At 65.9% G+C, this 26,156-nt stretch carries 17 protein-coding genes; 11 read left to right on the top strand and 6 right to left on the bottom strand.

What is annotated here, in order from left to right; all coding sequences use genetic code 11:
* The first annotated feature begins 305 nt into the window (after nt 1-305).
* From QZ149_RS04805 to QZ149_RS04790, 4 genes are all read left to right on the top strand, one after another.
* Nucleotides 306-710: a hypothetical protein gene (locus QZ149_RS04805; protein WP_291450135.1), complete on the top strand. Its 405-nt coding sequence runs from the start codon at nt 306-308 to the stop codon at nt 708-710.
* A gap of 176 nt (nt 711-886) precedes the next feature.
* Nucleotides 887-1,474, top strand: a complete 588-nt coding sequence (locus QZ149_RS04800; protein WP_291450134.1) for a hypothetical protein — start codon at nt 887-889, stop codon at nt 1,472-1,474.
* A 109-nt stretch (nt 1,475-1,583) separates the two neighbouring features.
* Nucleotides 1,584-2,039, top strand: a complete 456-nt coding sequence (locus QZ149_RS04795; protein WP_291450133.1) for a hypothetical protein — start codon at nt 1,584-1,586, stop codon at nt 2,037-2,039.
* 123 nt (nt 2,040-2,162) lie between these two features.
* Nucleotides 2,163-3,941: an ABC-ATPase domain-containing protein gene (locus QZ149_RS04790; RefSeq protein ID WP_291450132.1), complete on the top strand. Its 1,779-nt coding sequence runs from the start codon at nt 2,163-2,165 to the stop codon at nt 3,939-3,941.
* 725 nt (nt 3,942-4,666) lie between these two features.
* Here the strand turns inward: QZ149_RS04790 and QZ149_RS04785 are convergent.
* Entirely contained in the window at nt 4,667-5,674 is a 1,008-nt protein-coding gene (locus QZ149_RS04785; RefSeq protein WP_291450131.1) for a DUF559 domain-containing protein, read from the bottom strand.
* Nucleotides 5,675-6,476: 802 nt separating this feature from the next.
* Here QZ149_RS04785 and QZ149_RS04780 point away from each other — a divergent pair.
* Complete coding sequence (locus QZ149_RS04780; RefSeq protein WP_291450130.1) at nt 6,477-7,244, top strand: ABC transporter ATP-binding protein; 768 nt, start codon at nt 6,477-6,479, stop codon at nt 7,242-7,244.
* Between the two features lie 33 nt (nt 7,245-7,277).
* Complete coding sequence (locus QZ149_RS04775) at nt 7,278-9,812, top strand: FtsX-like permease family protein (RefSeq protein WP_291450129.1); 2,535 nt, start codon at nt 7,278-7,280, stop codon at nt 9,810-9,812.
* 75 nt (nt 9,813-9,887) lie between these two features.
* Here the strand turns inward: QZ149_RS04775 and QZ149_RS04770 are convergent, their stop codons facing one another.
* Both QZ149_RS04770 and QZ149_RS04765 read right to left on the bottom strand, forming a co-directional pair.
* Nucleotides 9,888-12,935, bottom strand: coding sequence for a prealbumin-like fold domain-containing protein (locus tag QZ149_RS04770; RefSeq protein ID WP_291450128.1), 3,048 nt, complete (start codon nt 12,933-12,935; stop codon nt 9,888-9,890).
* 282 nt (nt 12,936-13,217) lie between these two features.
* Nucleotides 13,218-14,978 (bottom strand): L-serine ammonia-lyase, iron-sulfur-dependent, subunit alpha, encoded by a 1,761-nt coding sequence (locus QZ149_RS04765; protein WP_291450127.1) that lies wholly within the window; start codon nt 14,976-14,978, stop codon nt 13,218-13,220.
* A gap of 483 nt (nt 14,979-15,461) precedes the next feature.
* On the opposite strand from QZ149_RS04765, the gene QZ149_RS04760 reads away from it, so the two are divergent.
* From QZ149_RS04760 to QZ149_RS04740, 5 genes are all read left to right on the top strand, one after another.
* The gene (locus tag QZ149_RS04760; protein WP_291450126.1) at nt 15,462-18,473 is read left to right on the top strand and encodes a prealbumin-like fold domain-containing protein; all 3,012 of its coding nucleotides are present in this window, start codon (nt 15,462-15,464) and stop codon (nt 18,471-18,473) included.
* Between the two features lie 82 nt (nt 18,474-18,555).
* Nucleotides 18,556-20,166 carry a SpaH/EbpB family LPXTG-anchored major pilin gene (locus QZ149_RS04755; RefSeq protein WP_291450125.1) on the top strand — a complete coding sequence of 537 codons (1,611 nt, stop codon included), beginning with the start codon at nt 18,556-18,558 and terminating at the stop codon, nt 20,164-20,166.
* 138 nt (nt 20,167-20,304) lie between these two features.
* Entirely contained in the window at nt 20,305-21,420 is a 1,116-nt protein-coding gene (locus QZ149_RS04750; protein WP_291450124.1) for a class C sortase, read from the top strand.
* Nucleotides 21,421-21,766: 346 nt separating this feature from the next.
* Nucleotides 21,767-22,510 carry a 5'-methylthioadenosine/S-adenosylhomocysteine nucleosidase gene (gene mtnN / locus QZ149_RS04745; RefSeq protein ID WP_291450123.1) on the top strand — a complete coding sequence of 248 codons (744 nt, stop codon included), beginning with the start codon at nt 21,767-21,769 and terminating at the stop codon, nt 22,508-22,510.
* A 95-nt stretch (nt 22,511-22,605) separates the two neighbouring features.
* Entirely contained in the window at nt 22,606-23,118 is a 513-nt protein-coding gene (locus QZ149_RS04740; protein ID WP_291450122.1) for a low molecular weight protein-tyrosine-phosphatase, read from the top strand.
* Between the two features lie 253 nt (nt 23,119-23,371).
* Here QZ149_RS04740 and QZ149_RS04735 read toward each other — a convergent pair whose 3' ends face one another.
* From QZ149_RS04735 to QZ149_RS04725, 3 genes are all read right to left on the bottom strand, one after another.
* A complete protein-coding gene (locus QZ149_RS04735; protein WP_291450121.1) occupies nt 23,372-24,709 on the bottom strand; it encodes a cytochrome c biogenesis protein/redoxin in 1,338 nt (445 codons plus the stop codon).
* 196 nt (nt 24,710-24,905) lie between these two features.
* Nucleotides 24,906-25,559, bottom strand: coding sequence for a phosphoribulokinase (locus QZ149_RS04730; RefSeq protein WP_291450120.1), 654 nt, complete (start codon nt 25,557-25,559; stop codon nt 24,906-24,908).
* Nucleotides 25,556-26,089 (bottom strand): phosphoribosyltransferase, encoded by a 534-nt coding sequence (locus QZ149_RS04725; RefSeq protein ID WP_291450119.1) that lies wholly within the window; start codon nt 26,087-26,089, stop codon nt 25,556-25,558. Before QZ149_RS04725 ends, QZ149_RS04730 begins: the two co-directional genes overlap by 4 nt.
* Between the last annotated feature and the right edge of the window lie 67 nt (nt 26,090-26,156).

The raw sequence follows: 26,156 nt of genomic DNA, 5'->3' as shown, positions 1-26,156 counted from the left end.
GGCCTGGGGGGGCACGGCGGTTGAGGGCTGCGTGGCCTGCATGCTGTGATGCTTCGTTGGGTGGCGCGGGGGTCGTGAAACCGGTCCCCGCGCCGTTTTTTGGGCGCGGAGGAGGCGGGGGCGGGGCTTCGTGGGCGCGGCAAGCTGGGTGCGCTGTGGGTGTGGGACGAGGCCGGGTAGCGTGCGTGGGACGAGTCCGTGGCGGGGCCGCGCATGAGGGCTGAGCCAGCCCAGGCCTCGCCGCTTTGCATCTGGCGAGTTAGGATCGGTCGAGCATCTGCCGGACAACGATTGTGGAGTGACGCATGAGCGATCCCATCAACCCCTACGCGCAGCAGGTACCTTACGGCCAGGGGGATGCAGGCTACGGGCCGGGCTACGGGCCGCAGGGGTTCCCCGGCTACCAGGCTTCGCCTTTCGCGGTGCAGCGCGCCCAGTCGAACGCGTCGACGGTCCGCATCTTGTCCTTCCTGAGTTTTCTGTTCGGCGGCCTCATGCTGTCGGGCGCGATGTGGATCTGGTCCGACAAACTGATCGAGGAAGCCCGACTCGCGGGCGTGCCGATGCCTATTATGAACGAACTTGCGAGCGCCCGATCAGCCGCCAAGATGTGCTCGATCATTCATCTTGTGGTCCTCGGCGTTGCCCTGGTGATCCTCATCGCCATCGTGGCGGTGTGGGGATTCTTGTTGGTGTCGATCTCGCGCTGATGAGCGTTGCGCCACGCGGCTCCCGAGGTCTGTCCCCGGAACAAGAGGCACCTATAGCAGCGGTGGCGGAGCGATCAGTGATTCCCAGTGGGTATCTGGGTCCGCCTACAGTGTCGACAGCGGTCTGCGATACCATGAGTCGCAGATTCATGAGAGACAGTCACTGGGAGTAATGGATGAGCGATCCCGAGAATATCTTTGCGCAGCAGGTGTCCGACGACTACATGGCCCTCGAACGGCAAGGGAAGAGCGGTCAGCAGGATCCCTATAGCCAGCAGGAAGCGTACGGTCAGGCGGGATACGGTCAGCAGGTCGCGTATGGTCAGCAGAGTCCTTACGGTCAGGCGGGATACAGCCAGGCACCTTACGGTCAGCAGGGTCTCTACGGCCAGGCGGGATACGGTCAAGCGGGATACGGCCAGCAGGGGCCCTACGGTCAGGCGGGATACAGCCAGCCCGTGTATGGTCAGCCCCTGTATGCGTCGCCAGCCAACTACGAGTACGAATCGATTCGCTCCAGCGCAATGATCGTCATGTGCATGGCCGGCATCAGCTTCTTCATTGCCCCGCTTATTCTGTCTGTTTCCGCCTGGGTATGGGGGCACTCGCTTGTCTCGAAGGCACGGTCGATTGGCGCTCCACAGGACGTTGTGGACCGTGCGCGCGCGGGCTGGCTCGCCGCGATGATCATTTCGATCCTGCAAATTAGCAGCTTCGTCTTGTTCATCGTGGTCTTTTGGATGGCCCTTGCGTCACAATCATGACCTTGTGCGGGCGGGTCCAGGAATGTTCCTGGGCCCGCCCGTTTTGTTCCTCAGGTGTCTGCGATAGGATGCAGCAGCGATCTGAAGGCAACCACATCTGGAGCAGCGCATGAGTAACATCAACAACGTCTTCGCGCGCCAGCCCAAAGCCGCGCAGACACTCACTTCAGCGCACGCCTGGGATCACACGGCTGTTCCAGTACAGTCCCCGGGGAATCCCCCGTTCTCGCGGCCCCCACACCTCCCGGCGCATGCCTCACGCCACGGATGTCCGGTCACCTACGGCCAGATACTGGTGGAACAAGTCAGGGACTCCTACGATGCCCAGGTCCGAACCTCCTCCGTCATCCTGATCACCATCTCGCTGCTGAGTATCTTTTTCTGCTTCATCATCCTGTCCGGCGCATGCCTGCCAGCCGCGTGGGCGCAGGTACGCGCCGCAGTCGACTACCGCGTCCCCGAGTCCGCCATCAAGCTCGCCCGGACCACCTTCTATGTTGTGCTCGCGTGCTTCGTCGTTGACCTAGCTGCCCTCATCGCCTTCATTGTCTGGCTGGTCGGCTGACCGCGCACACCAGCCCCGGCCTCGTCCCCGAAGAACCCGCACCCCGGCCTCGTCCCCGAACCTCATGACCCGGCTACCGCGCGCGAACCCCGGCGCGTGGGACTGCGCCTGTAAACTTGACGTATGACTCCCCGATACGAAGCCCCCTCGCGCTCGATTTCCGGAACCGACGCTGACCTGCTCGATCAGCTCCGATACGCGGACGGGAGACCCTACGGGTTCTACAAGAACGCCCTCGGTGCCTGGGATTACGGCGACTTCACCCTCGCCATCGACCACGTGCAGGCCGACCCCTACGCCCCGCCCTCATCCCTGCGCGCCTGGACCCGACCCGAGGCCATGGGCCTGCCCGAGGCCGCCCTGGCCTCGCCCGACGCGCGCCTCGCCGCCGGGGACTTCATCGCCCGTGCCTTCGACGAGGCCATCCGCGCCCGCGGAGCGCGCGACGTGTCCATCGCCCGCGCCGGTGCCCTCATCCTCCAACGCTCCTACGCGACCGTCCTGCCCGACCGCGTCGAAGTCCGATTCCAGGTCAAACTCCCCGCGCGCGGACGCACGATCCTCGGCAAGAGCGCCGCACGCCTCTTCGACGTGGACGTGCCCAACATCGTCATGGACTGCTTCGACTTCGTGTCCGAAGACCCGGCCACGACCCGCAAGCGCTCGCGCCTCCTCGGCCACGTCGCCGCCTACGAGGACTACCGCGCGCTCCAGGGCATCCTCGAGGACCGCGGCTGGGTGTCCTTCGTCGCCGACGAGGCCATGCTCGCGCGACGCTCCGGCGTCTCCGAGGCACCCCTGGCCGGGGACGGCGTCGTCGCCTTTGCCGCCCCCGAGTCCCTGCGCGCCACCGTCACCCTGCCGCACGCCGGCGAGGTTTCCGGCATGGCGATCCCCCCGGGCCTCACTCTCGTCGTGGGCGGCGGCTACCACGGCAAATCCACGCTCCTCGAGGCCATCGCCCAAGGCGTGTACGCGCACGTGCCCGGCGACGGACGCGAACTCGTCGCCACCGACCCCACCGCCACGAAGGTGCGCGCCGCCGACGGCCGAGCCGTCACCGGCGTCGACATCTCACCCTTCATCACCCACCTGCCCGGCGGTGCCGACACCACGTCCTTCTCCACCGAAAACGCATCCGGGTCCACCTCGCAGGCCGCCTCCATCATCGAATCCCTCGAGCTGGGCGCACGCACACTCCTCATCGACGAAGACACCTCCGCCACCAACCTCCTCATCCGCGACACCCGCATGCGCGACCTCGTCGCCGCCGACAAAGAACCCATCACGCCCCTCGTCGACCGCGTCACCTCCCTCACCGAGGCCGGGATCTCCCTCATCATGGTCGTCGGCGGCTCCGGCGCGTTCCTCGACGCCGCCGACCGGGTCCTCATGATGGACAACTACCACTGCCTCGACGTCACCTCCCGCGCACGCACGGTCGTCGCCAACCTGCCACGTCCCCGCACCGACGCCCCCACCAGCTGGGAGGCAGCACCCCGCGTGCCCGCCGCGAAAGCCCGCGTGGACCGCCCGCGCACCAAGGCCTCGGGCACGTCCGTGCTGACCATCGACCGATCAACCATCGACATCTCCGACGTCGCCGCCGTCGTCGACCCCGGGCAGGCCGAGGCTATCGCCTGGTGCGTGCGCGGCGTCCTCGAAGAAATGGCCGGCAAACAGTCGATGCCCGACCTCATGGCCAAGCTCGGCCGACGCCTCGCCTCCGAGGGCCTGGACGCCGTCTGCAAGTTCGGCGCCCGCTCCTACCCGGCGTTCCTGGCGCGCCCGCGCCTCATCGACGTGGGTGCGGTCATCAACCGCTACCGCGGCCTGGCCCTGCGCGAAGCGCGCGGCGAGGGCGTTGCGGGCGAAGCGAGCACTGAGGTTTCCGAGTCGTAGTCGCTTCAGGCCCCACGGGTGTTCCGAGCACCGGAGGGACCGGCCGCCCGCGAGGCTAGGCGACCTCGCTTCGCTCGGTGCCGAGCCTCGAAGCCCGCCCGTGCCCTCCGGTGCCCTCCACACCTGTGGGGTCGTGGTGATTGATGCGGATCGGCCCGCCCGCTTGCTGAGCCGGGCTGCTTGGTGTGCCTGTGCCCGTGGGCGGCGGCCCGCCCGCGAGCCGTCCGCGCTGCGAGCGTCGCTCGGCGCGTCGTCTCGAAGCCCGGCCAGGCCCTGCCACCGCCCACCGGCACCGTAGCCAGGCCATCCGGGTCCTTCGGTGTCCTCCATGCCGGTGGAGCAGGTTGTTGACGTGTGGTTCGGTGCGTCGTTTCCGATGTCTGGCCAGGCTCCGTCGCCCACGGACACTGTGGCAATCCCCGTAGGCCTTGCTGCTGTCTCCATATTGGCGGTGTTGGGGATGGATGCGCCCAAAGTGCAGACCACTTCGGTGAAATTGAGTGAATTTGGGGTGTTTTGGGCGAGGTGGTCTGCGATTTGGGCGCACTGTGGTTGAGACTGCGACGAACGGGGCAACGGTGGACACCTGTGGGGACCTTCAAGTCGGGGGAGAACGGACGATGTACAGATGTGGGTCGGATCCCGTCCCCGGTTACGTTCGGTAACCTCGCCCGAAGCCCCAAAGCCCCGAAGCCAGTATGAGACGTAGCCTTGCGCGACTCGAACTAGCTGTGTTCGAGCAGCGCCCGGATCTGCGCGACGACTTCCTCGGGGTGGGCCAGTGCCTCCCATCGGAAACGGCGGATCCGCCAGCCCTGCGCTTCGAGCAGTCGCTGACGGCGCTCCTCGGCCTCGATGGAGCGGTGGACGGAGTCAATGTCGGAGCCGTACTTGCCTCGACCGTCAAATTCGATGCCGATCCGGTGCTCCGGAATGGCTACGTCGATGAAGTACCACTTGTTCGAGGCCAACACTGGGTATTGAGTTTCCAAACCCTGCAGGCCGCTTTGCACCAGCAGGTAGAGCAGACGCGATTCCCCAGCACTGTCGCACCCCGCGTCCGCGTGAGTGAGCACCCAGCGCGCGGAAGTCACATGCTTCGTCCCCTGACCTGAGGGCGCGATCATGTGCAGCAGGCGCATGCGGTTGTGCTCCTCGCGTTGCCGAGAATCGTCCCGGTAGAAGCGCCTGTATCGCGCCAGTTCGTGCAAGCCCGCGCATGCGACGACAAATGCCTCCTCCCGGTCGAGTGCTAGCGCGCAGTCAATGATCGTATCCTCGAGCGTCGCGCCCATGATGTCCCCGTCGTAGCGATTCATCGCCGGTGATCGTCCTCCTCGCGGCCGGTGTGGGCGCACCGTGACCGCCGGGATATGGAGTGGACCCGAGTGAATCTCCGGAAGTGGGATTGGGCGCGGGTGCTGGTCGGAAACCGTGGTGACGTGGAGTGGGTGCTGGTGCAGAAGTGGCAGGTCCCTGAGCCATGCGGCGGTCGGGCCGGACACGATGAGGTGGGGATGCTTGTGCTGCAGGGCGAGCAGCCGTGCAAGTGCGACGATGACGGGTGGCTCGGAATGCGCGGTGATAGCTTCGGTGTCGAGGTAGTAGCCGGGAGCGATCCTCACCAGCTCGCCCAGCTGAGCACGCCGAGCGAGTCGACGGCGCTCAGTGTTGTTCGCACCTGTGGTGGAGTGTGCGTGCGCCGCAATGGTGTAGATCGTATGCGCATCCATTGTGTCTCCTTCGACGTGCTTCCAATTGTACGGTGTGCGCCCAAAGTGCAGACCACTTCGGTGAAATTGAGTGAATTTGGAGTGTTTTGGGCGAGGTGGTCTGCGTTTTGAGCGCATGAGTGGTGCGGATGCGAGGCCGGGGCGTCTGGTGGGGGCCGGGCAGCTTGGTGTGCCCGTGGGGGTAGGGGTGGATGTGGCTGGGCCGGTTGGGTTCGTTTGGCTGGTATGTGCCTCGGTGGGTTTTGGCGATTTGGGTAGATCGGATGGGGGACGAGGCTGAGGCGTCTGGTGGGGGCCGGGCAGCTTGGTGTACCCGTGGGTTGCGTGCAGATTGGTGAATGTGGGCAGAACAGACGGGGACGAGGCCGGGGTGCCTGTTGGGCGTGAGGGGTGTGGCTGGTCGTGGGGTGGGTGTGGATGTGACAGGGCGTTGGTTTCGTCCCTGTCCCTGAGTCCCCTGACCCCGACATGGTTTCCCACAAATGCCGCATGTAATTCTCACGTAAACCTTTTGAATATTGAGGTGGAATCGTTGGAATGACAACGTTTGTGGAGGTTGATGAAAACTGGCCACGGGAAGTTACGCGCGACTTTTCTGGGGGAGTGTCGTATGTGTAGACCGATCCTGAGTCTCGTTCCGTCGCGCTGAACGGCGCTCGAATAACGTGGGACTCACACCGTGCCTGGAGGACACGTCGGCCCCGGCTCCCGGAATGCCCCGAAGATACCCCGGGTGGTCTCGGGGATCAATCAGGGGAATCCTCCGTAGCGAAGACATAAGCTGACCATGCAGTATGTATACATGAACACGAACACGACAATCGCGCAGGCCCCCGCGGCCACCCAAGAGGCCCCGGCCTCGTCCATCGTCCGACTCCAGGGCGTCTCCAAGATTTACGGAAGCGGCGACGCCCAGGTGCGCGCCCTCGACGACGTGAGCGTCGGCTTCGGTGCCGGCGAATTCACCGCCATCATGGGTCCCTCCGGCTCTGGCAAGTCCACGATGATGCACATCCTCGCTGGCCTCGACGCCCCCACCTCCGGGCACGTCTTCGTCGAAGACACCGACATCACCGCCCTGAAAGACACCGCGCTGACCAAGCTGCGCCGCGACCGCATCGGTTTCGTGTTCCAGTCCTTCAACCTGGTGCCGACACTGGATGCCCGATCCAACATCCTCCTGCCCATGCGCCTCGCAGGAAAGACCCCCGACAAGGACTGGTTCGACCTGATCGTCAACTCCCTGGGCATCGCAGACCGTCTGAATCACCGCCCCTCTGAAATGTCCGGCGGCCAGCAGCAGCGCGTCGCCGTCGCCCGAGCCCTCATGAGCCGACCCGCCGTCATCGTCGCGGACGAACCCACCGGCAACCTCGACTCGCACTCCACCACAGAGGTCATGGACCTGCTGCGCCGCGCCGTCGACGACCTCGGCCAGAGCGTCATCATGGTCACCCACGACACTGGCACCGCCGCCTACGCGGACCGCGTCCTCGTGTGCCGCGACGGCCGCATCGTCTCCGACCTGCGCGACGTCACCGCCGATACTCTGACCGCGGCGCTGCGCTGAACGCGTCCCCACACTGTTCCCAAGGCTCACCTCATGTCTGCAACAAACTCACTTCTGAGCGCCAACCTGCGCTCCCACGGCCGCCGTTACATCTCGACGGGCCTGGCCGTCGCTATTTCCACAGCCTTCATCGTCATCACCCTTATCGTCATGGCGGCGATGACGTCGAGCCTGACCTCCGGCGTCTACAGCCAGTATCAAGGCGGCACGATCGTCGTCTCCCAAGACAACGATGCGCCTGAGGGTGCCATCGAGAGCGCCGAAAAAGCGCTGAAGGACACCAACGGCGTCACTGCCATCAAGCACATGGCCCAGTGGCCCGTCGTCGCTCAGACCGACACGACGCGCGGGGGCCTCTACGTCTCGCCGCTCGCCCCCAAACCCTTCGCCGAGCCGGTTCTGAGCGCCGGAACGGCCCCGACCGCCGACGACCAGATCATCATCCCCGAGTCCACGGCCTCGTCCCTCTCGCTGAAGGTCGGCGACACTCTGAAAGTGCGCTCTGGATTCACCGAGGGCGATTACCGCACCCTCACCATTGTCGGCACCACGCGCTCGAACACGATCAGCATGGGCATTCCCGCCAGCTACGTGACCGACGGCGGTTTCTCCGCGATCTTTGGGAGCACCGCGTCTGGGCAGTTCATTGTCGCGACCAGTGGAGCGGATGCGGACAGCAACGAAAACCCTCCGGAGGCCACCCAGGACGAGTGGGTGGCGAAGGCGAACTCCGCGCTCAGCGACATTTCGGGCGTGAGCGTGACCAGCGTGCGCGCGGCGATCACGAAGGACCTGGATCAGGCGCGCCTGGGGGCATCGGTGACGACGGGGATCATGCTGATCTTCCCGGCGATCGCGGCGCTCGTGGCCTCTATCGTCGTCTCCTCGACCTTCCGCGTCGTGCTCACGCAGCGCACCCGCGAGCTGGCGCTGCTGCGCACGCTTGGGGCGACCAGGCGTCAGGTCCGCTCGCTCGTGACCCGCGAGGCCTTCGCGATCGGAGCGATCTCGTCGGCGATTGGCGTCGTGGTCGGCTGGCTGATTGGCGCGCTCGCGGTGGTGGAAAGCGGCCTGGGCACTAGCCTCTCCGAGGTCTTGGTCGGGGTCTCCGTCTGGCAGCTTGCCCTCACGTGGCTGGGTGCGACCCTGTTCACGACTCTGGTTGGTGTCTTCCCGGCGCGCGCGGCCTCCCGCGTCGCCCCCATCGCGGCCCTCGCGCCCGTGAACGAGGCCGGGGCTGGGTCCCGGAAGAAGCACACCCTGCGCTTCATCCTCGGAGTCCTTGTCGCTGCGTCGGGTAGCGCGCTCGTTGCGTACGCGTGGCGCTTGGATAGTGCCAGCCAGAAGTTCATGCTGTCCTTCGGCGGAGCGCTCGTGGCCCTTCTCGGTGCGGTGGTTGCGGTCTCCGTCCTGCTGCCCGCTCTTACTCGGGCGTTCGGCGTGGTCTTCCCTGGCATGCTGTCCGCCATGGCCCGTGAGAACACGATGCGCAACCCCGGTCGCACCTCCGCGACTGGCTCGGCGATCCTCATCGGTGTGACCCTCGTCGTCACCATCATGGTGGGTGCGGCCTCCGTGCGCACTACCCTGACGAATGCCGTGAATGACGCCCGTCCCTTCGATCTCATTGCTGTGTCCACGACCGGGGAACTCACCGACGATCAGCAGGCCGCCATCGCGTCCACCGACGGCGTCGCCGCCACCGTTGCCCAGTACGCCGCCCCCGGCGTCCTGACCCTGACGCCGAGCGCCTCCGCCTTCGAACCCGCAGAGGGTAGCGGCGCGGTGGACCCTGGCATGACGTTGCCCGTCATGATCACCGGTGAACCCGACTACACGGGCGTCACTCACTCGACCGTCACTCAGATGGGCGATGATGAGGTGCGCGTCGGCGACAAGGCCCTGGCCGGGCAGATGCTGCGCCTGTGTGCTGACACATGCACGGACCTGAGCGCCGCGTACGACAAGGACCTCAGCGCCGGGGATACCCGGGTCTCCGAGAAGACCCTGCGGTCCATCGTGACTTCACCCGCGCGGCAGGCGCTCATTATTAAGCTGGCCGATGAGGCCGACGTCGAGGCTGTCCAGAGCGCGCTGCTCAAGGACTCGCAGCTCAGCATCAACGGCTCCGCCCTGGAGCGCCAGATGTACACGAAGGTCATTGACCAGATGATGATGGTCCTCGTCGGACTGCTCGGTGTGTCCGTCGTCGTGTCCCTGGTCGGCGTCGCCAACACCCTGTCCCTGTCGGTGGCCGAACGCACCCGCGAGAACGGTCTGCTGCGCGCGCTGGGCCTGACGCGACGCCAGATGAAGAGCCTCCTCGCCCTTGAGGCGCTGTTCCTGTCCCTGACCGGTGCGTTGATCGGTGTTGGCCTGGGCATCGCCTTCGGGTGGGTCGGCATCATGAGCCTGCCCATCGTCGGGGCGACGCCCGTGATGAGTGTGCCGTGGCTGCAGCTGGTCGGCGTGTGCGCCGTAGCGATTGTCTCCGCTCTGGTCGCCTCGTGGCTGCCGGGACGTCGGGCCGCGAAGGTTAGTCCCTCCGAGGCACTGGCGACCGAGTGAGTGCCGGTTGAATGACGGGTGGGGCGCTGTGGGTATGATCCACAGCGCCCCGCCCGCGTCAGCGTGCGCTTCGCGTCAGCGTGTGATCCTCCTGCGGGCCGCGCGGGTCGCCAGCGCGGAGGCGATCAGGGCCGCCGAGGCAGCCAGGTACGGGTACAGTCCCGGCCCACCCGAATAAGGCAGGGTCGGGGCCTCCCTGTCGGCGACCATGATCGTGGCCGTGAACTTGCCGTCGATGATCATGCCCTGCACGTCCAACGTCAGGTCGTTGTAGCCGGAGTTGTAGACCTGGACGGAGGCCTTCGTCCACTTGTTCTGGTCGAAGATCTCGGTGTCGGGCATGACGTTCGTGCCTGTTCCGTCGGCCAACTGCGCGCTCAGCGTGAAGCCGATTGGCTGGGGCAGGAGCAGGTGGCCGTCGGGGGCCTTCGTCTCGACCAGCCAGTACTTCTTATCCGTCGCCAGCGTCGTCACCTTCCAGTAGTACGGGAAGTCGCCGGTGTTCGACGCATTCAGCGTCAGGACCGGGGTGGCCGACCCGTTGACGCGTGGGTCCACGTCGTAGATTGCGAACTCGGACCCGGCGAGCGGGTAGTAGGAGTAGCCCTGCGCGTCCATGTACTCGTTGGCGATCTCGGGCCACTGGAGGTTCGTGAACTGGCGGCCGGCCTTCGCGATGATGACCGTGCGCACGCGGACCGGGCCGCACACCTTGTTGTTATCTGAGCCGTCCGAATCGCGATCCGACGCGGCGATCACCTCGCTGTAGAGGCCGTACCCCGAGCGTGGAGCCCCCAGGTAGCGGCACGAGAAGCGCGACTCGTCGACGGTCGGTGCCTCCGAGCGCGTCACGTTTATGCGCACCCAGTACTCGCGCGACGAGTTCGCGGGCAGCGGGTCGCCGCCGGTAATCTGGTAACGCCCGCCCGCGCCGCTCAGCTCGGTCGCGGCGTCCAGGCCGTCCTGTGTGGCGGCCACGCGCACCGAGTTGATGGTCAGACCCGAGGGGAAGCCCGGCGCGACCTGCAAGGCCCCCGTGTCCGAGTCCAGCGATCCGCTGTTCGTGGCCGTCACCTTGTAATCCACGTCGAAGGTCACGGACCCGTTCTCGCCTCCGTTCGCCACGAGTTCCTGTTTGACGCTCACGTCCGCGCTCTTCGCGTGGTTCGTGAACGTGCAGTCAATCGTCTGCGCGGCCGCGCTCGCCACCGCCCCGACGCGCGCGAAATTCACGCTCTTCGTGTCGGTGTCCACGGTCGCTGCCACGTCCTCGCCCGCGCCATTCACGCACGAGATCGACTCAAGCGTCCACTCGTCGTCCGGCGCGTCCGGGCTGGTCACGCCGCTTTCCGTGATCGTGAAGTCCGAGTGCCCCACCAGGAACGCCTGGTACGAGGCCATGGACCCCTTCTTGTCTGCGCCGACCCCGGTGGGGGTGATGGTCTGGTTGAAGGAGCCGTCCTGGACCCAGCCGGACACCGCCGTGCCGTCCGGTGTCGTCGACGAGGCCGTGGCACCGGCCGGCGCGTCAACCGCGTCCCGGGTCGCCGTGGAGGTGAAGGTCGCCGACGGCTGGGTCGCGTACGTGCGGCCGCCGTCCGTGGTGATGACCTTGTGGATGCGCACGTAGCGCTCTTGCGTGATCGAGGCGTACAGGCACGCGAAGCTCATGTTGAGTTCCGGTGTGCTCATGGACGTGACGGGCTGCGCGCCCTCCGGGGGAGCGGCCGGGCACGAGGCGCTGCGGCCGTTGTCCGTGAAGCCCCAGATCGTCATGCGGTAGCGGATCCCGTCCTTCTCCCACACCGTGTCGGGCAGTGTGGAGGTGGAGATGGAGACCGTGTCGTTTGAGGCCGGGGTGCGCAGGGAGATATCGACGGCGTCCGGCCAGTCGTTCTCCGCGCGCTGCGCTTTCGCCCAGCCCGCGGTCTGGTTGATGTGGCCCTTCTGTCCCTTGTTGTACAGGTCGTGCGTGCCGTTGCCAGCGCCGACGTGCTGGGCGCACACGGTCTTACCTGTCAGCCACTGGTCGGTATTGCGGCCCTCCGGGTTGTAGAGGCGTGCCGGACCCGTGAACTTGCCCCTGATCTTGCGGCGGCTACCGTTCGCGGCCACCGATCCGTCAGGGTTCGTGTCGCACACGCTGTTGGCGACGATGGTGTAGGCACCGCCCGCGCGCGGCACGACCGTCGTCTCCGTGTCGTCCTGGGACTCCTCGATGTCCCACGGGATCGCCCCCTGCATGGCGAAACCGTCGCCCTGGATGCGCAGGTTCAGGTCCCCGTGGAAATACCGCTGCTGGCCAATATCGGTCAGCGTTTTCTGGTTCCTGCCCGTGCCTCGTTCCAAGTTGTTGAAAATCGGCAGGTTGTTGTTGCGCAGCGTGCCCAGCAGGAATGGCTGTCCGGCCGCGACCGTGCCCGGCGAGGCCGGCTGGAAGCCCATCGCCGTCTGCTTCCACGGCGCGATCTTGCCCTGGACTGTCGTCTCGTTGTTGTAGAAAATGATGCCGTTCTCCTCCGGGTTTTCACCCCACGGCAGCGAGCGCGTGGTGTAGCTCCAGTACCCCTGAGACGCCAGGGAGGATTCCAGCCACTGGGCCCGCTTCCAGCCCGTCCCGTCCTGCAGCGAGCCGCCTGGCCACGGCCCCCACTGGTCCAGGGGTTTCACCCAGCCGTCGCGCGACCACATGTTTGGGCGGTTCGTCTCCATGTAGGCGTATCGGTCCACCTGGTTGCGTGTGTCTTCGACCGTGCCGTAGTAGACCAGGCGGCGGAAGTTGTAGTCCCACACGCCCGGCTCGTCACTGGGGTCAATGAACGGGTACGTGCGCTCCGTCGGAGAATTATTGACGACCGAATCCGTGAAAATCGAGGCCACGTTCGTGATCGTGAAGGTCGCTGCACCCTCGGGTTCCTGGGCTGCCTGTGCGGGCTGCGCGGTGGGGGTCGTGACCGCGAGGCCTCCCACCGCCATCACCGCCGCGCACGTTCCGGCCATGACGCGCAGGAATCGCGGCGCGCGGTGGTGTACGTGGGTACCGGCATCGTTCCCTGCCGGGGTGCCCGCCGTGGGGGTGGTGCCCCGCGAGGCGTTTCGGTCGTGTGTATCTGTCAGTTCCATGCCTACTCCGTCGCGGCGGGTCATTGTGCCCGCTGGTTATCGCCAAACTAACTGATGACAATGCTATCTGTGCCGGTGGGCACCTGCAAACATTTGTCACAGCAGGGTGGTTTTTGGAGTAATCGGATAGTCAGGAGTCGCAGTAAAACCAGTATTATCGGGCTATTTCTATGCGTTTGTGGGATGTGTTACATGTTTGACATGTGGAGTGCTCAGCATCCCATCGGGGGAGTGTTGGAGGCTTGTCAGTAGTGCTTGTGACCCTCGAGCCTGGTCGGTCGGCTAGCACTCGACGACGTTGACGGCCAGGCCGCCCTCCGAGGTCTCCTTGTACTTCGAGAGCATGTCGTTGCCGGTCTGGCGCATCGTCTCGATGACGACGTCCAGGCTCACCATGTGTCGCCCGTCGCCCCACAGCGCCATGCGCGCGGCGTTGATCGCCTTGACGGCCGCGATCGCGTTGCGCTCGATGCACGGCACCTGCACGAGGCCCGCCACCGGGTCACAGGTCAGCCCCAGCGAGTGCTCCATCGCGATCTCGGCCGCGTTCTCCACCTGCTGCGGGGTGCCGCCCAGCGCCTGGGCCAGGCCGGCCGCCGCCATCGCCGAGGCCGACCCGACCTCGCCCTGGCAGCCGACCTCGGCACCCGCGATGGACGCGTTCGTCTTGATCAGCGCGCCGATAGCCGTGGCGGCCAGCAGGAACTCGTGCACGAGGGCTCGGCGGCGCGCCGCGCACTCCTCCACGGACGAGGCCGTGGCCTCGTCGCCGGAATCCGTGCACCCCGCCAGCGAGTCGGCAGAAGGACTGGGCGTCATGCGAATGTGGCGCAGCGGCTGGACCGCCCCGTCCTCCGTGGCAGGACCCGCCGCCACGCCAGGCACCGAACCCGTCTCCGGGCAGTGCGTCACCAGGTAACCCAAGACCGCCGGGATCACGCCCGCCGCACCGTTCGTTGGTGCCGTCACCACGCGGTGGCCGGCCGCATTCTCCTCGTTCACAGCCAAGGCGAACAGGTTGACCCAATCCATCGCTCGCATGGGATCCGCCGTCGTCGACGCCCACGCAGCGCCCGCCGCGCGGCGAGCGCTTGAGTCGGCCCCGGCCTCGTCCATCGACTCCACGGGCGATGCGGGGATGCCCGTCAAGCGCTGGGCGAGTTTTCCGGCGAGCGCGCGGGCGCGGCGCGGCACATCCAAGCCGCCCGGGAGGATGCCTGCCGCCGACGTGCCCGCGTCCACGCAGTCGAACATCGTGTCCGCAATGCGATCCAGGTAGGCGTTGAGCGTGTCGCGCGGACGCACCGCCTCCTCATTCGTGCGTACGAGGTCCGCGATGCTCAGGCCAGCCTCGTCGCACTGGGCGAGCAGCTGCGCCGCCGACGCGAAGGGGTGCGGTGCCGGAATGTCGATGCCGACGCCGGCCTGGCTGGAGGCGAGAGAGGAGACCTCGGGATTCTGCGGGTCGTCGTTCGTCTGCAGCATGACGAAGCCACCGCCTACCGAGTAATAGGTGCGCTGGAGGATGACGTCGCCGTCCTGGCCGGTGGCCGTGAGCGTCAGCGCGTTCACGTGATAGGGGAGGACCGTGCGTGGGACGAAGCGGATGTCTTCGGCGATGTTCAGGGGAATGCGCGTGCCGCTCGGCAGTGTGAGTGTACCCGTGCGCGCCAGTGTCGGCAGAATCGCCTCCACCGTGTCGATATCCACCGTCTCCGGGTCATAACCCGCCAAACCCAGGAGGACCGCGCGGTCCGTTGAGTGGCCTCGGCCCGTTGCGCCCAGCGAGCCGAACAGGTCAATCGTGATGTGCGACGGCGGCGTCAGCGCCGTCAGCTCCGTCGTGAACGCCAGTCCCGCGCGCATCGGCCCCACCGTATGCGACGACGATGGCCCGATACCGATGCGGAACATGTCGAACACCGACAGCGGGTGCGGCGCATCGTGCGCGGCGACCTCACCCGAGACGATAGCGGCGGGCGTGGGACGCGACGGGTCGTAAGCGGTAACGGGCGCGCCAAGCGCGACGGGGCGAAGATCCATGCGCCCTATTGTGCAGGTGCTCGGCTCTTCGTGCGTGACGAGGCCGGGGTGGGGAGAGTGAGAAGGTAGTGAGTGGGAGGTGGAGGGGCAGTGAGTGGGAGGTGGAGGGCGGTGTATGTGCGATGCAGTGTGGGCATCCAGGGCCTTCGGGAGTGGGGTGACGGGGCGTGCGGCACTGTTTGTGCGAGGGTGTCAAGTTGCATCTAGTTCCGCATTTTGATTTGTTGCCAGCCGTTAAAAATGGCAAAGCAACGACGTATATCGCGCCGATTTAAATTGATACCATCTGGTAAAACGGCAAACTCCTGCGGAAATAGACCTTGACTGTTATTCTGTAACGTAAGCCACGAGGAAGGTAGTGAAAATCGGGTTGCATTTTTCAGTAACCGCGTCGTAGGCTGGGTGTCATCAAGGTTGTGGAAAAACTGAACCGAACATCCCACCGGCACCACAGCGAAGCAAGGGACCTGAGGAGAATGATCAATGGGAACGAGTCGAGCGCGCGCAGGACACGCGCGGCACACGCGAACAGGGTTCCTGACCCGCGCACTGGCCGCGCTGGCCGTCGCTGCTACCGCCGCCGGAACGATTGTCGCCACCCAGGTCACCACCCCCGAGGCGGCCCAGGCCGCCCAGGAGCCCGCTGCCGCCGGTATCGAGGTTGGCCAGGTCTACGTCAAGATGGGAAAGGGTGTCACCAACGACACGGCGACATCGACGACCCCTGCGTACAACAACTTCATCCGCTACGGCATCGTGACGGGCATGTCGAGGAACCGTATCAAGAGCGACGACAACATGCTCGGTACGTGGCTTGGCGGCAACTACGCGACTGCGAATGACGCGTGGACCTACATCGCCCGTGGTGCCCCGTGGAAGTGGGATGATCAGACGAACAACACTGGCACCGGTGATACGCAGGCTTCCAAGGACTGGATGCAGCAGCACTACGACCTGTGGAAGAACGGCGGAGATAAGACGATCTGGGTGGATGGCCAGTCGGCCATCGGCTTCAAGCCGAACAACCCGGGCACCGTTCAGCCGGGCGAGACCTTCCTGATCGGCGAGATCCGCCACAACAACCTGCCTATCCAGGGTATGAGCCCGGTGCAGCACTTCCTGCACTCGTCGCTGTGGCTTCAGTTCCTCAACCTGTTCCCCAACGATCAGGGCGAGGAGTACCCCTTCGTCAACGAGGAAACCTCGAACACCCTGGCGACCACGATCCTGTACCGCAAGGGTGGTGCCTACGTGAAGACTGAGGCGCAGCGTGGCACGGGTACGTGCTCGACATACTTCGGCATTAACGGCTGGCCTGCGAATCAGCAACTCAACGGAAAGTGGCCTCGTGACCTAGTCCTCGATGGGTCGTATGGTGTGCCCAAGTACACGGCCAATGGCGAGTTCATTGGTCCCGCCTACGAGCCGGACCTCGTCGATGCGAGCGATCCCTCAAAGGGCTACGTCAATAAGTCTGAAAGTTCGTCCGGACGCATGTACTGCGTCAAGTACGTGGGTGAGGGTAACGGCGACTACGACCTATACAGCCAGTACTACAATGCTGGCGCGGGTCAGCCCTATAGCACGCTGAACCCCAACGCTCCTGCGATTCTCCCGCGCGAGTGGCCCGGCGCCAAGGGCAATGTCAACCAGGCACCCTACGTGGCCGACACGATCAAGCTGAACAAGACGGTTTCCACTCGTACTTTCGAAAAGAACGGTCGAACCTACCGCCTGAGCATTTGGGGTTTCGTCCCGAATGGATCGACGCTGGTCACCTCGGACAACATCAATAACGTTCCGTCGGCAACATGTCCAACGAGTGTCCCCGAGGATACCCCGCGTACGAACACCTTCGTCGCGCAGGAACTCTCGGTCAACTACGGCTGCCTCTACGGCGTCATCACCGAGGAACGAAGCGTGCGCATCGTGAAGTCCGTCGAGGACCCCTCGAACATGTACCCAACGATCCCCGCCGCTAACTTCACGGTGACCACGGGCTCCACCTGGGCGGACAACACTGACCGCACCCCGGCGACGACCGGCACCGTGACCGTCACGAAGCCCACGGCCTCGTCCGCCCCGGCCAAGACCTCGTACATCTCCGCAACCGACCCGGTCGCGAGCCTGACCCCCACCGGCTTCGGTGCGGCAAACGCAAAGTACGACTCGACCTTCATCCCCTTCGAAGTCGGTAACTCCGACTTCACCATCACGGAGAAGGACATCAGCACCGGCGGCGAGGACAAGTGGAACCTCAAGGACATCCAATGTGTCAACGGCATCGGTGAAGACGTCGCCGTGACCAAGACCGAGCGCGGCATCAACTTCAAGAACGTCGGCGGCGCAGCGTCCAACGAGGCAGCCCCCATCACCTGTACGTTCGTCAACGAGTATCAGTCCCCCGACTTGCGCGTCGCGAAGACCATCGAGGCGAACGGCGGTGCGAATGGCGCCACGAGCTTCACCGTGGACTACAAGATCGTTGCCACCAACGACGGCACGCTCGCCGCCAACACCGGCAAGCTCACCGACAAGCCCGACTTCGCGAAGGGCCTGGAGATCCAGTCCGCGAAGATCGCCGAGACCCAGGCGGGCCTGGACACCGCGTCCGACGCCACCGCCACGAACGGCGTCTACACGCTGACGGACGGCGTCGAGCTGGCTGCCGGAGCCTCCAAGGAATACTGGATCCGCTTCGCGGTCACCCGTAACCCCGCGGCAACCGGCTACAACGAGGCCGACCTGGCCTGTTCCGTCGATGGAAATGGTGTACGCGTCCCCGGCAAGGGCCTCTTCAACGAGGTTTTGGTCGACGACCGTAAGGACAGCGACGGCGACTACAACAACAAGGATTGTGGCCCGACCGTCCCCCACGACTTCGTCGTGCTCAAGGCCGGCACCCAGAACACGGGCACCACGTTCACCGACCCGACGAACCAGTACACCTACGGCGACAACAACGACGCGATGTACCCCCTCAAGGGCGCAGAGTTCGCGATCTACAACGCCAACCCCAACACGGACGCCAACGCCACCGCGGTCAAGACCCTGACCCAGGCCACCGCGACCGACGGATACTACTGGAGCGTGGGCGACCTCAATATCGACACCCCCTACTGGCTGGTCGAAACCAAGGCCCCCGCAGGACACTCCCTCCTGCCCCAGCCCCTCGAGTTCAAGCTGACGACCGCCCGAGCCGACGGCTCCGGAACGACGGTTGAACTCGCGGCCGACGCAACCGACTCGGCCAAGTGGGCAAAGGGTGCCGCCCAGGCCTTCTCCTCCGAACTGAACACTGACTCCGTGGAGCAGGGCTTCGTCATCGACGGCACCAACAAGGCCACCCTGGTCGTCAAGGACACCGAGGTTGGCGAGCTGCCCAAGGCCGGCAGCACCGGAATCTTCCCCTACATCGGCGTCGCAACGGCGCTCATGTGCGGGGCGATGGTGATGACCGTGGTCACCACCAAGAGGCGCAAGGCATACGCCTGAGCCACCCATGAGGTCCCGTGACCACGGCGACCCACCATCAGAAAAAACTCCCGAAATCACACACACAGGAGAAAGAAAACCTATGAGCACCACGAAGACCCGCCGCAGCCTGAGCCTGCTCGCAGCCTTCGCCGTCGCCGCTGGCGCGCTGGCCCTGCCCGCCGCCACCTCCGCGACGCAGGCCGCCCCCGCCTTCGGCCTCGCTGCCACGACCGAGCGCGCCCCCTCGCTGGTCGACCTCGACGCCACCAGGACCGGTTCTATCACCATCCACAAGCTGGTGAAGGACGACACCAACGGCACGACCGCTGGCAACGGCCTCGAGGACGCCACCGCCACCGGCACGCCCCTGGACGGCGCGACCTTCACCGTCGAGAAGCTGACCAACGTCGACCTCACCACGCAGGCCGGCTGGGAGAAGCTCGCTGGCTACAACGGCAACGTTGACACCGCGAAGGCTGACGGCACCGACGCGGCCATCACGAAGACCACCGCCGGTGGCGGCCTGGCTGTCTTCGACGGCCTCACCGTCGGTGCCTACCTCGTGACCGAGACCGCGACGCCTCCCGGCTACGTCGGCTCCAAGCCCTTCATCATCACGGTGCCCATGACGCACCCGACCGACCTCAACAAGTGGGTCTACGACGTCCACGCCTACCCGAAGAACTCGAAGGCTAACATCGACAAGACCGTCAAGGACGATACCACCCCGGCCATCGGCTCCGAGATCTCCTACACCCTGAAGTCCGACGTGCCCGCCGCTGAGGCCCTCGACTACTACGATGTCGTCGACCAGTACGACAAGCGCGTCGAGCTGCCCGAAGCCGGCGTCACCCTGAAGATCGTCGACGGCAAGACCGGCGAGGTCGCCCTGGTCAAGGACACCGACTACAAGCTGATCTCCGCCGACGGCACCGACGGCAAGACCAAGTTCTGGACCGCCGAGTTCACCGCGGCCGGCCGCCAGAAGCTGCTCGACAACCGTAAGGACGACACCACCAAGGTCCAGATGGACCTGGTCGGCACTGTCAAGGACAAGGTGGAGAACGACGGTCTGTTCAAGAACAAGGCCATCCTGCTCCCCAACGCCCCCTCCAACGGCTGGACCCCCGGCTCCGGCACCGTTCCCCCGCCGGACTACCCGAACTCCGAGGTCGTCTCCAAGTTCGGCAAGGTGAAGATCACCAAGGTCTCCGCCAAGGACACCGCCGCCAAGCTTCAGGGTGCCGAGTTCGAGGTCTACCAGTGCACGCCTCAGTCCACCCCGACCGCGAACTTCGAGTCCGTCGACGCCACCCTCGACAAGAAGCTGAGCCCCGCCGGCACGACCACCTACACGACCGACGCCAATGGTGAGGTCACCATCGACGGCCTGCGCAACAACGACTGGGAGAACAACGAAGCCGTCACCAACCCCGGCTGGTACTGCCTCGTCGAGACCAAGGCCCCCGAGGGCTTCGAGCTCCAGACCCGCCCGATCGCCTTCCAGGTCCTGCAGACCAACTCCACCGCTGACAACGAATACACCCTCGCGACGACCGTCAAGGACGTCCCCACGAACGGTGGCTTCAACCTGCCGCTGACCGGTGCTGCCGGCGTCGGCGTCCTGATCGGTGCTGGTGCCCTCCTCGTGGGCGGCTCCGGTGCGATCGCGCTGGCCAACAAGCGCCGCAAGGAGCAGGCCGACGCCTGATCCTCGCTAGCTAGCGACACACAGGGGGGTGTGGACCCGCAGGTCCGCACCCCCCTCGCGTTGCCCGCAACCCGCCCACAGCGGTACTACCCTGTAACCAGACAAACTGCCCCGGCCTCGGCAATGAACGGAGAAAGCGTGAGCACCCAAGCGCCCGACAAGAAGAAGGTACCCCTCAAGCGGCGTCTCCTGACCATCGCGCCCCCCATCCTGCTGCTCGCCGGCATCCTGGTCCTCCTGTACCCGGTCTTCGCGACCCAGTACAACAACTATCGCCAGGAATCCATCGCCTCCCAATTCAGCGCCGTCGCCGAAGATGCCGGCCCCGACGCCGTCGCCGAAAACCTGCGCCGCGCCGACGAGTACAACGCCAACGCTGCCGAGTCACCGATCCTCGACCCCTGGCTGGACGCGCAGCGCCCTGGCACCGAGGCCTACCAGGAATACCTGAGTCAACTCAACATCAACGACGTCATGGCCACCGTCAAGATCCCCGCCATCAACGTCAACCTGCCCATCTATCACGGCACCGAAAGCGCGACCCTCGACAAGGGCATCGGCCACCTCTTCGGCACCGCCCTGCCCGTTGGCGGCGAGTCCACGCACACCGTCCTCACCGGACACACAGGCCTGGGCACCGCCACCATGTTCGACCAGCTCACGAGCCTCAAAGAAGGCGACGTCTTCTACATCGAAGTCCCCGGCCGTCACCTCAAATACCAAATCAACGACATCCGCGTCGTCCTGCCCAACGAGACCGAAACCCTCAACAAGGTCGCAGGCAAGGACCTGGCCACCCTCATCACCTGCACGCCCTACGGCGTCAACACCCACCGCCTCCTGGTCACCGGAGAGCGTGTCCCCATGGACGAAGAAACCGTCGCCGCCGAATCAGCTCAGGTCAAGGGAACCGTCCTGCGCCCGTGGATGATTGCTATCCTCATCGCCGTCGCCATCATCCTCCTAGTCTCCGCCATCGTCTGGGCGCGCTCGCGCAAGCGCCGCACCGAAGAACCCGCGCAGATCGACGAGGCCGTGGCTGGCACGGGTGCAGCGGGCAATGCTGCGGGTGCCGCTTCGGTTGGTGGGGATGCCTCGGGCGTTGCTTCGGTTGGTGGGGCTGCCTCGGCTGGTCGGGCTCCCGCCGCCGTGCCCGACCTGCTGACCTCCGCCGACCAGATCACCGACGACGAGATCAACGCGGGGCGCACTGCGGCCCTGCGCAAGATGCTGGAGGAACGCGGCCGAGAATAAGGGACTGCCTTCTCTCTCAGGGCCGGTCAGGTGACCCTGAGGGGACACATGGCCCACTCCTCCACGCAGCGAGGAACCCTCCTTTCGCGGCGTCCCACGGGCCGCGCAAGATGCGTAAGCGCGCGAGTGTGAGCGACCAAGCTCACCCGCGCGCTTGCGCGTATCTACATTCAAGCCATTCAGTAACTGTGAAATGACCTGAAGCCTACGCACAGAACCTGCCCCGCGCCAGCCCCGCACTGAGTGCGAGGAGCAGGCCCCGACCTCGTCCCACCCACACCCCAAGGAGCACCCCACGGGCGAGGCGAGCGAGACCCGAGGATGCCTCGTCGCCTACCATGGACGCATGAACCTCAGCTTCCCCGAGCGCATCCGCATCGACGCCATCATCCAAGCCGCCATGGACATGGAGGCCGCGCCCCTCCTGCACGCACTCACGCCCATCGGCGACGACGAAACCCCGCAGGCCCTGCTGGCCGGCACTCACAAGACGCAGCGCTACGCGCTCGGCGAACTCGACGGGAAAACCGTCCTCGTCGTCACCTCCGGCATCGGCCTGGCCAACGCCGCCTCCGCCACCGCGCGCGCCCTCACCCTCGTCGACGCACCCATCGTCATCGCCGCCGGCACCACCGGCGGACTCGCCCGCGACATCAACGTCGGCGACATCGCCGCCGGCACCACCGCCATCTACGGGCAAGCCGACGCCACCGCCTTCGGCTACGCCATGGGCCAAGTCCCCCAAATGCCCGTTGACTACACCACCTCCGACGCCGCCGTCGCACGCCTGGCCGAGCTACCCGCGCTGATCACCCACGCCGTGCGCGAAGGCCGCATCGTCTCCTCCGACTCCTTCTGCACCGAGCAAGTCGCCGACCCCATGCGCGAACGCTTCCCCGACGCCATCGGCGCCGACATGGAAACCTGTGCCATGGCCCAAGTCTGCTGGTCCTCCAGCGTCGACTGGATCAGCCTGCGCGCTGTCTCCGACCTGTGCGGACCCGGCGCCAACCAGGCCTTCCACATGGACGGGCAGCGCGCCGCCGGCCACAGCGCCGAAGCCGTGCGCGCCTACCTGACGCTGTTGTAAAGAGGGCTTGCGGGCTTCCCACCGCCGCAAGGAAACGGGGACGGGCGGCCGCGCCCAGGCCTCGTCCCACCACCCGCCCCAGAAGGAAACCGACCATGACCCAGCCCCGACCCGCCCGCGTCCTCATGGTGTGCACCGGCAACATCTGCCGCTCGACGATGGCGCACGCGATCCTCCAGCAGGAAGCCGCGCGCGTCGGCGTGGACATCGTCGTCGACAGCGCTGGCGTCTCCGACGAAGAGCAGGGCAACCCCATCGACCGTCGCGCCGCCCGCGTCCTGCGCGACGCCGGGTACGCCGTGCCTGACCACCGCGCGCGCCAGATCCGTGCCGCCGAGCTGGGGGAGTGGGACCTGATCCTCGCCATGACTTCGCGGCACCTGAGCGTCCTGGAGCGCCTCGCTGATCGCGCGGGGGTCGAACACGAGGGCGCACCTGCGTCTGCGGAGGACCTGGGCGCGGGGCCACGCATCTGCCTGTACCGCGACCTGGATCCCGCGGGCAGCGGCGACGTGCCCGACCCGTGGTACGGCGGGCACCAGGACTTCCTGGACACTCTTGAGGTCATCGAGCGGGTCACGCCGACGATCATCGCCCTGGCTCGCTGAGCGGCGGCGGGCGCGGGAGTCCTGCGTCATGAGCTGCGTGCGCGAGGCCGTGGCTGTGCTTGTCGGCATGTGTTCGCGGATAGGTTGTGGGCACGCGGATAGGCTAATAACCTATCCGCAAGCGCGTCACCTATCCGCGTCGCGTCGCGGCGGTAGGGTGCAGCACGCGGGCGGCCACCCCTCGGTAGCCGCCCACGTGGATGCTGGTGAGCTGTTCGCTGCGCCGCTTACTGCAACGCCCCGATAGGACTGTTCAGTCCGGAAGAGCTGCCCCGGCCTCGGCGAGGAGGGCGCGGATCTGGTCTTCGACGCCTTTGGTGCCGCGGCCGACCTCGCGCAGCTGGCCGTCGGCACCCGCAATGTAGTGCGTGGGCCAGGCGGTCGCGCCGTAGGTTTGGAACGCCGCCAAATCCGGGTCCAGCGCGACAGGGTACGTGATGCCCAGCTTCTCGATCGCGCCGCTCACCACGGAGGGGTCACGGTCGTGGGGCTGCTGCGGCGAGTGGACCCCGACCACGACCAGGCCGTAGTTCTTGTACTTCTCATAGATACGCTCAAGCTCGGGGATTTCACGCTGGCAGTTTGTGCACGAACTCGACCAGAAGTCCACGAGTGTCACCGTGCCGGTGGGCTGGCCGAGGGAGTTCATCCACTCGGAGGCGTTGATCTCGGGCAGAGTACCGCAGTCCTTGCTGGTGCCGCGGGCGCACTGGGCGAAGTCGCCGCGGGCCTCGACCTCGGTCTCGGGGTCGCAGGCACCGGTCTCGCACGCTTCGCCCGCATCCGCCTGGAGGGACGCCGTGTAGTCCGGGATCATGCGCTGCAGGGCGGCCGGCGCGTCGGTCGCGATGCCGATCGCCAGGGCGATCATGGCGACGCCGGCGGCGATGCGCAGGGGGCGCTGGCGGGACTTCAGGCTCGCGGCCACGCCCGACCCCGCCAGGGCCACGGCGAGCAGTGGGATCGACAGGCCGACCGCGAAGGAGACCGCCAGACCGATGATGCGCCACGTCACCTGGCCCGTGTTCGAGGCGACGATGACTGAGGCCAGTACCGGCCCCGCGCAGGGGACGAACGCTGCGCCGAGCACCAGGCCCAGGCCGAATCCTGCGCTGTCGCCCGTCGTACGGGGTGCCAGGCGCGCGAAGGGCCGCTCGAGGATCTCCATAACCTTCGGGATGATCATGCCGATGCCTACGGCCACGAGCAGCACGATACCCGCCCAGCGGATCGCCGTCTGCGGCAGGTGCAGCAGGCTCAGCAGCGCCGAACCCGCGACCGTGATCAGCATGAACGACGTGACGAGGCCGACGACGATCAGGAGGGGACGGCGAGCGACACTCGGGGAGTCATCGACCTTCTTCGCGGTGACAGCGGGGGAGGAGCCGCCCCCGCCCAGGCTCACGCCGGGCGCGACGCGGAAGAGGCCGGGATCGACGGCGTTGGTCGTGTTCTCAGAGGACGAGGCCGTGGTAGCATCCGCGGAATCCTTGCCACCCGCGGCACCGAGGAACAAAACGGGTAGGACAGGCAGGATGCACGGGGAAATACCCGTGACGAGGCCGCCAAGAAGACCAAGCAAGAGGAACATAGGTTCACCTTACTTGGTATAGGTGAGAAAAGCGCGCGACGTGACGGCTACACGCATGGACACGTCAGATGTGATGACTCGATACCACACGTCGCATGCAATTCCCCACGCGCATGTCGAACGCTCAAACAAGATCGTTGACATCATGCGGATTGTGAGGGGTTGTTGCACACCCCCAGGGGAATTGCGCGTTACATTACAGGGACAGCACCAGGTCCGCGCGGGCCTTCGTGCGCTCCACGAGCGCCATGTTCGCCGCGTCCACCGTTCGCACCCAGTGCGCCGCATCCGCGCGGTCGCGCCCAAAACTCATGTGCCGATCAATGAGGCGAGAGGCCAACTCCTCAAACGGCGTATCAATGTAGACGAGCATATCAACAAGCCCACGCACGTCCGCCCACCCGGGCAACTCCAACCCCAGGTAGTTCCCCTCCGTAATCACAACGCCGTCGACCTCAATGGCCAGGGATGCGGCGACGGGCTCGTGCAGGTCGCGCCGGTAATCGGGGGCCAGAACGATGCCGTCCGCGCGGCGCACACGCCCAAGCATTGCCACGTATCCGCCCACGTCAAAGGTATCGGGTGCGCCCTTATGGTCGGCCAGTCCGCGCTCAGCCAGCAGCGCGTTCGACATATGGAAGCCATCCATCGGCACCAGGCCTGCAACCGCAATGCCCGCCTCGGGCAGGGCGACCGCCAGCTGCGCCGCAATCGTGCTCTTCCCAGTCCCAGGCGGGCCAGTCAATCCCAGCACGCGCACGGGGTCGTCGCTGCGAGCGCGCTCAGCCACGGCCTCGACGATGCGCGTCGTGATCGACGAAGCCTGCGTGCCCACTTGCGCCTCGCTCACGGCTTAATGACGGGCAGAGTCGACCAGGGGAAGTTAATCCACTTGTCGGTGTGCGCCCACACGTAGTCCGGCTCGATGATGGAGACCGGCTTCTTGTAGATGACGGCGCTGCGGGCCTCCACGCGGACTGAGGCGGAGCCGTCCAGAGACAGGCCGTGCTCGTCGATGAGGTCCATAACCATCTTCAGGGTCTTGCCGGAGTCGGCGACGTCGTCGACAACGAGGACGCGCTTGCCGTCCATCGCGGAGACGTCCATGAGCGGGGGGAGAAGGACGGGTTCGGTGAGGGTTTCGCCGATGCCGGAGTAGAATTCGACGTTCATCGTGCCGATGGCCTTGACGTCCATCGCGTAGGCAATCGCGCCCGCAGGGATCAGGCCGCCGCGGGCGATGGCGACGATCAGGTCCGGGATCCAGCCGGATTCGACGATCTGCTGGGCGAGCTCACGGGAAGCGCCACCGAAGCCTTCCCAGGTGAGGACCTCGCGGTCGGGAGCGGTTGTGGCGTCGGGGCTGGCGATTGTACCCATGGCTTCCTTCTCTCGGGAGTTGTTGGGAACAAGGGTATCGCCGTCGGGCGTGTGTGTGCGCGCTTGC

The organism is Actinomyces sp. ICM47 (assembly GCF_905369875.1).
In the GTDB taxonomy this organism is placed as follows: Bacteria; Actinomycetota; Actinomycetes; order Actinomycetales; family Actinomycetaceae; genus Pauljensenia.
This window is presented reverse-complemented; position numbering and strand designations above follow the sequence as displayed.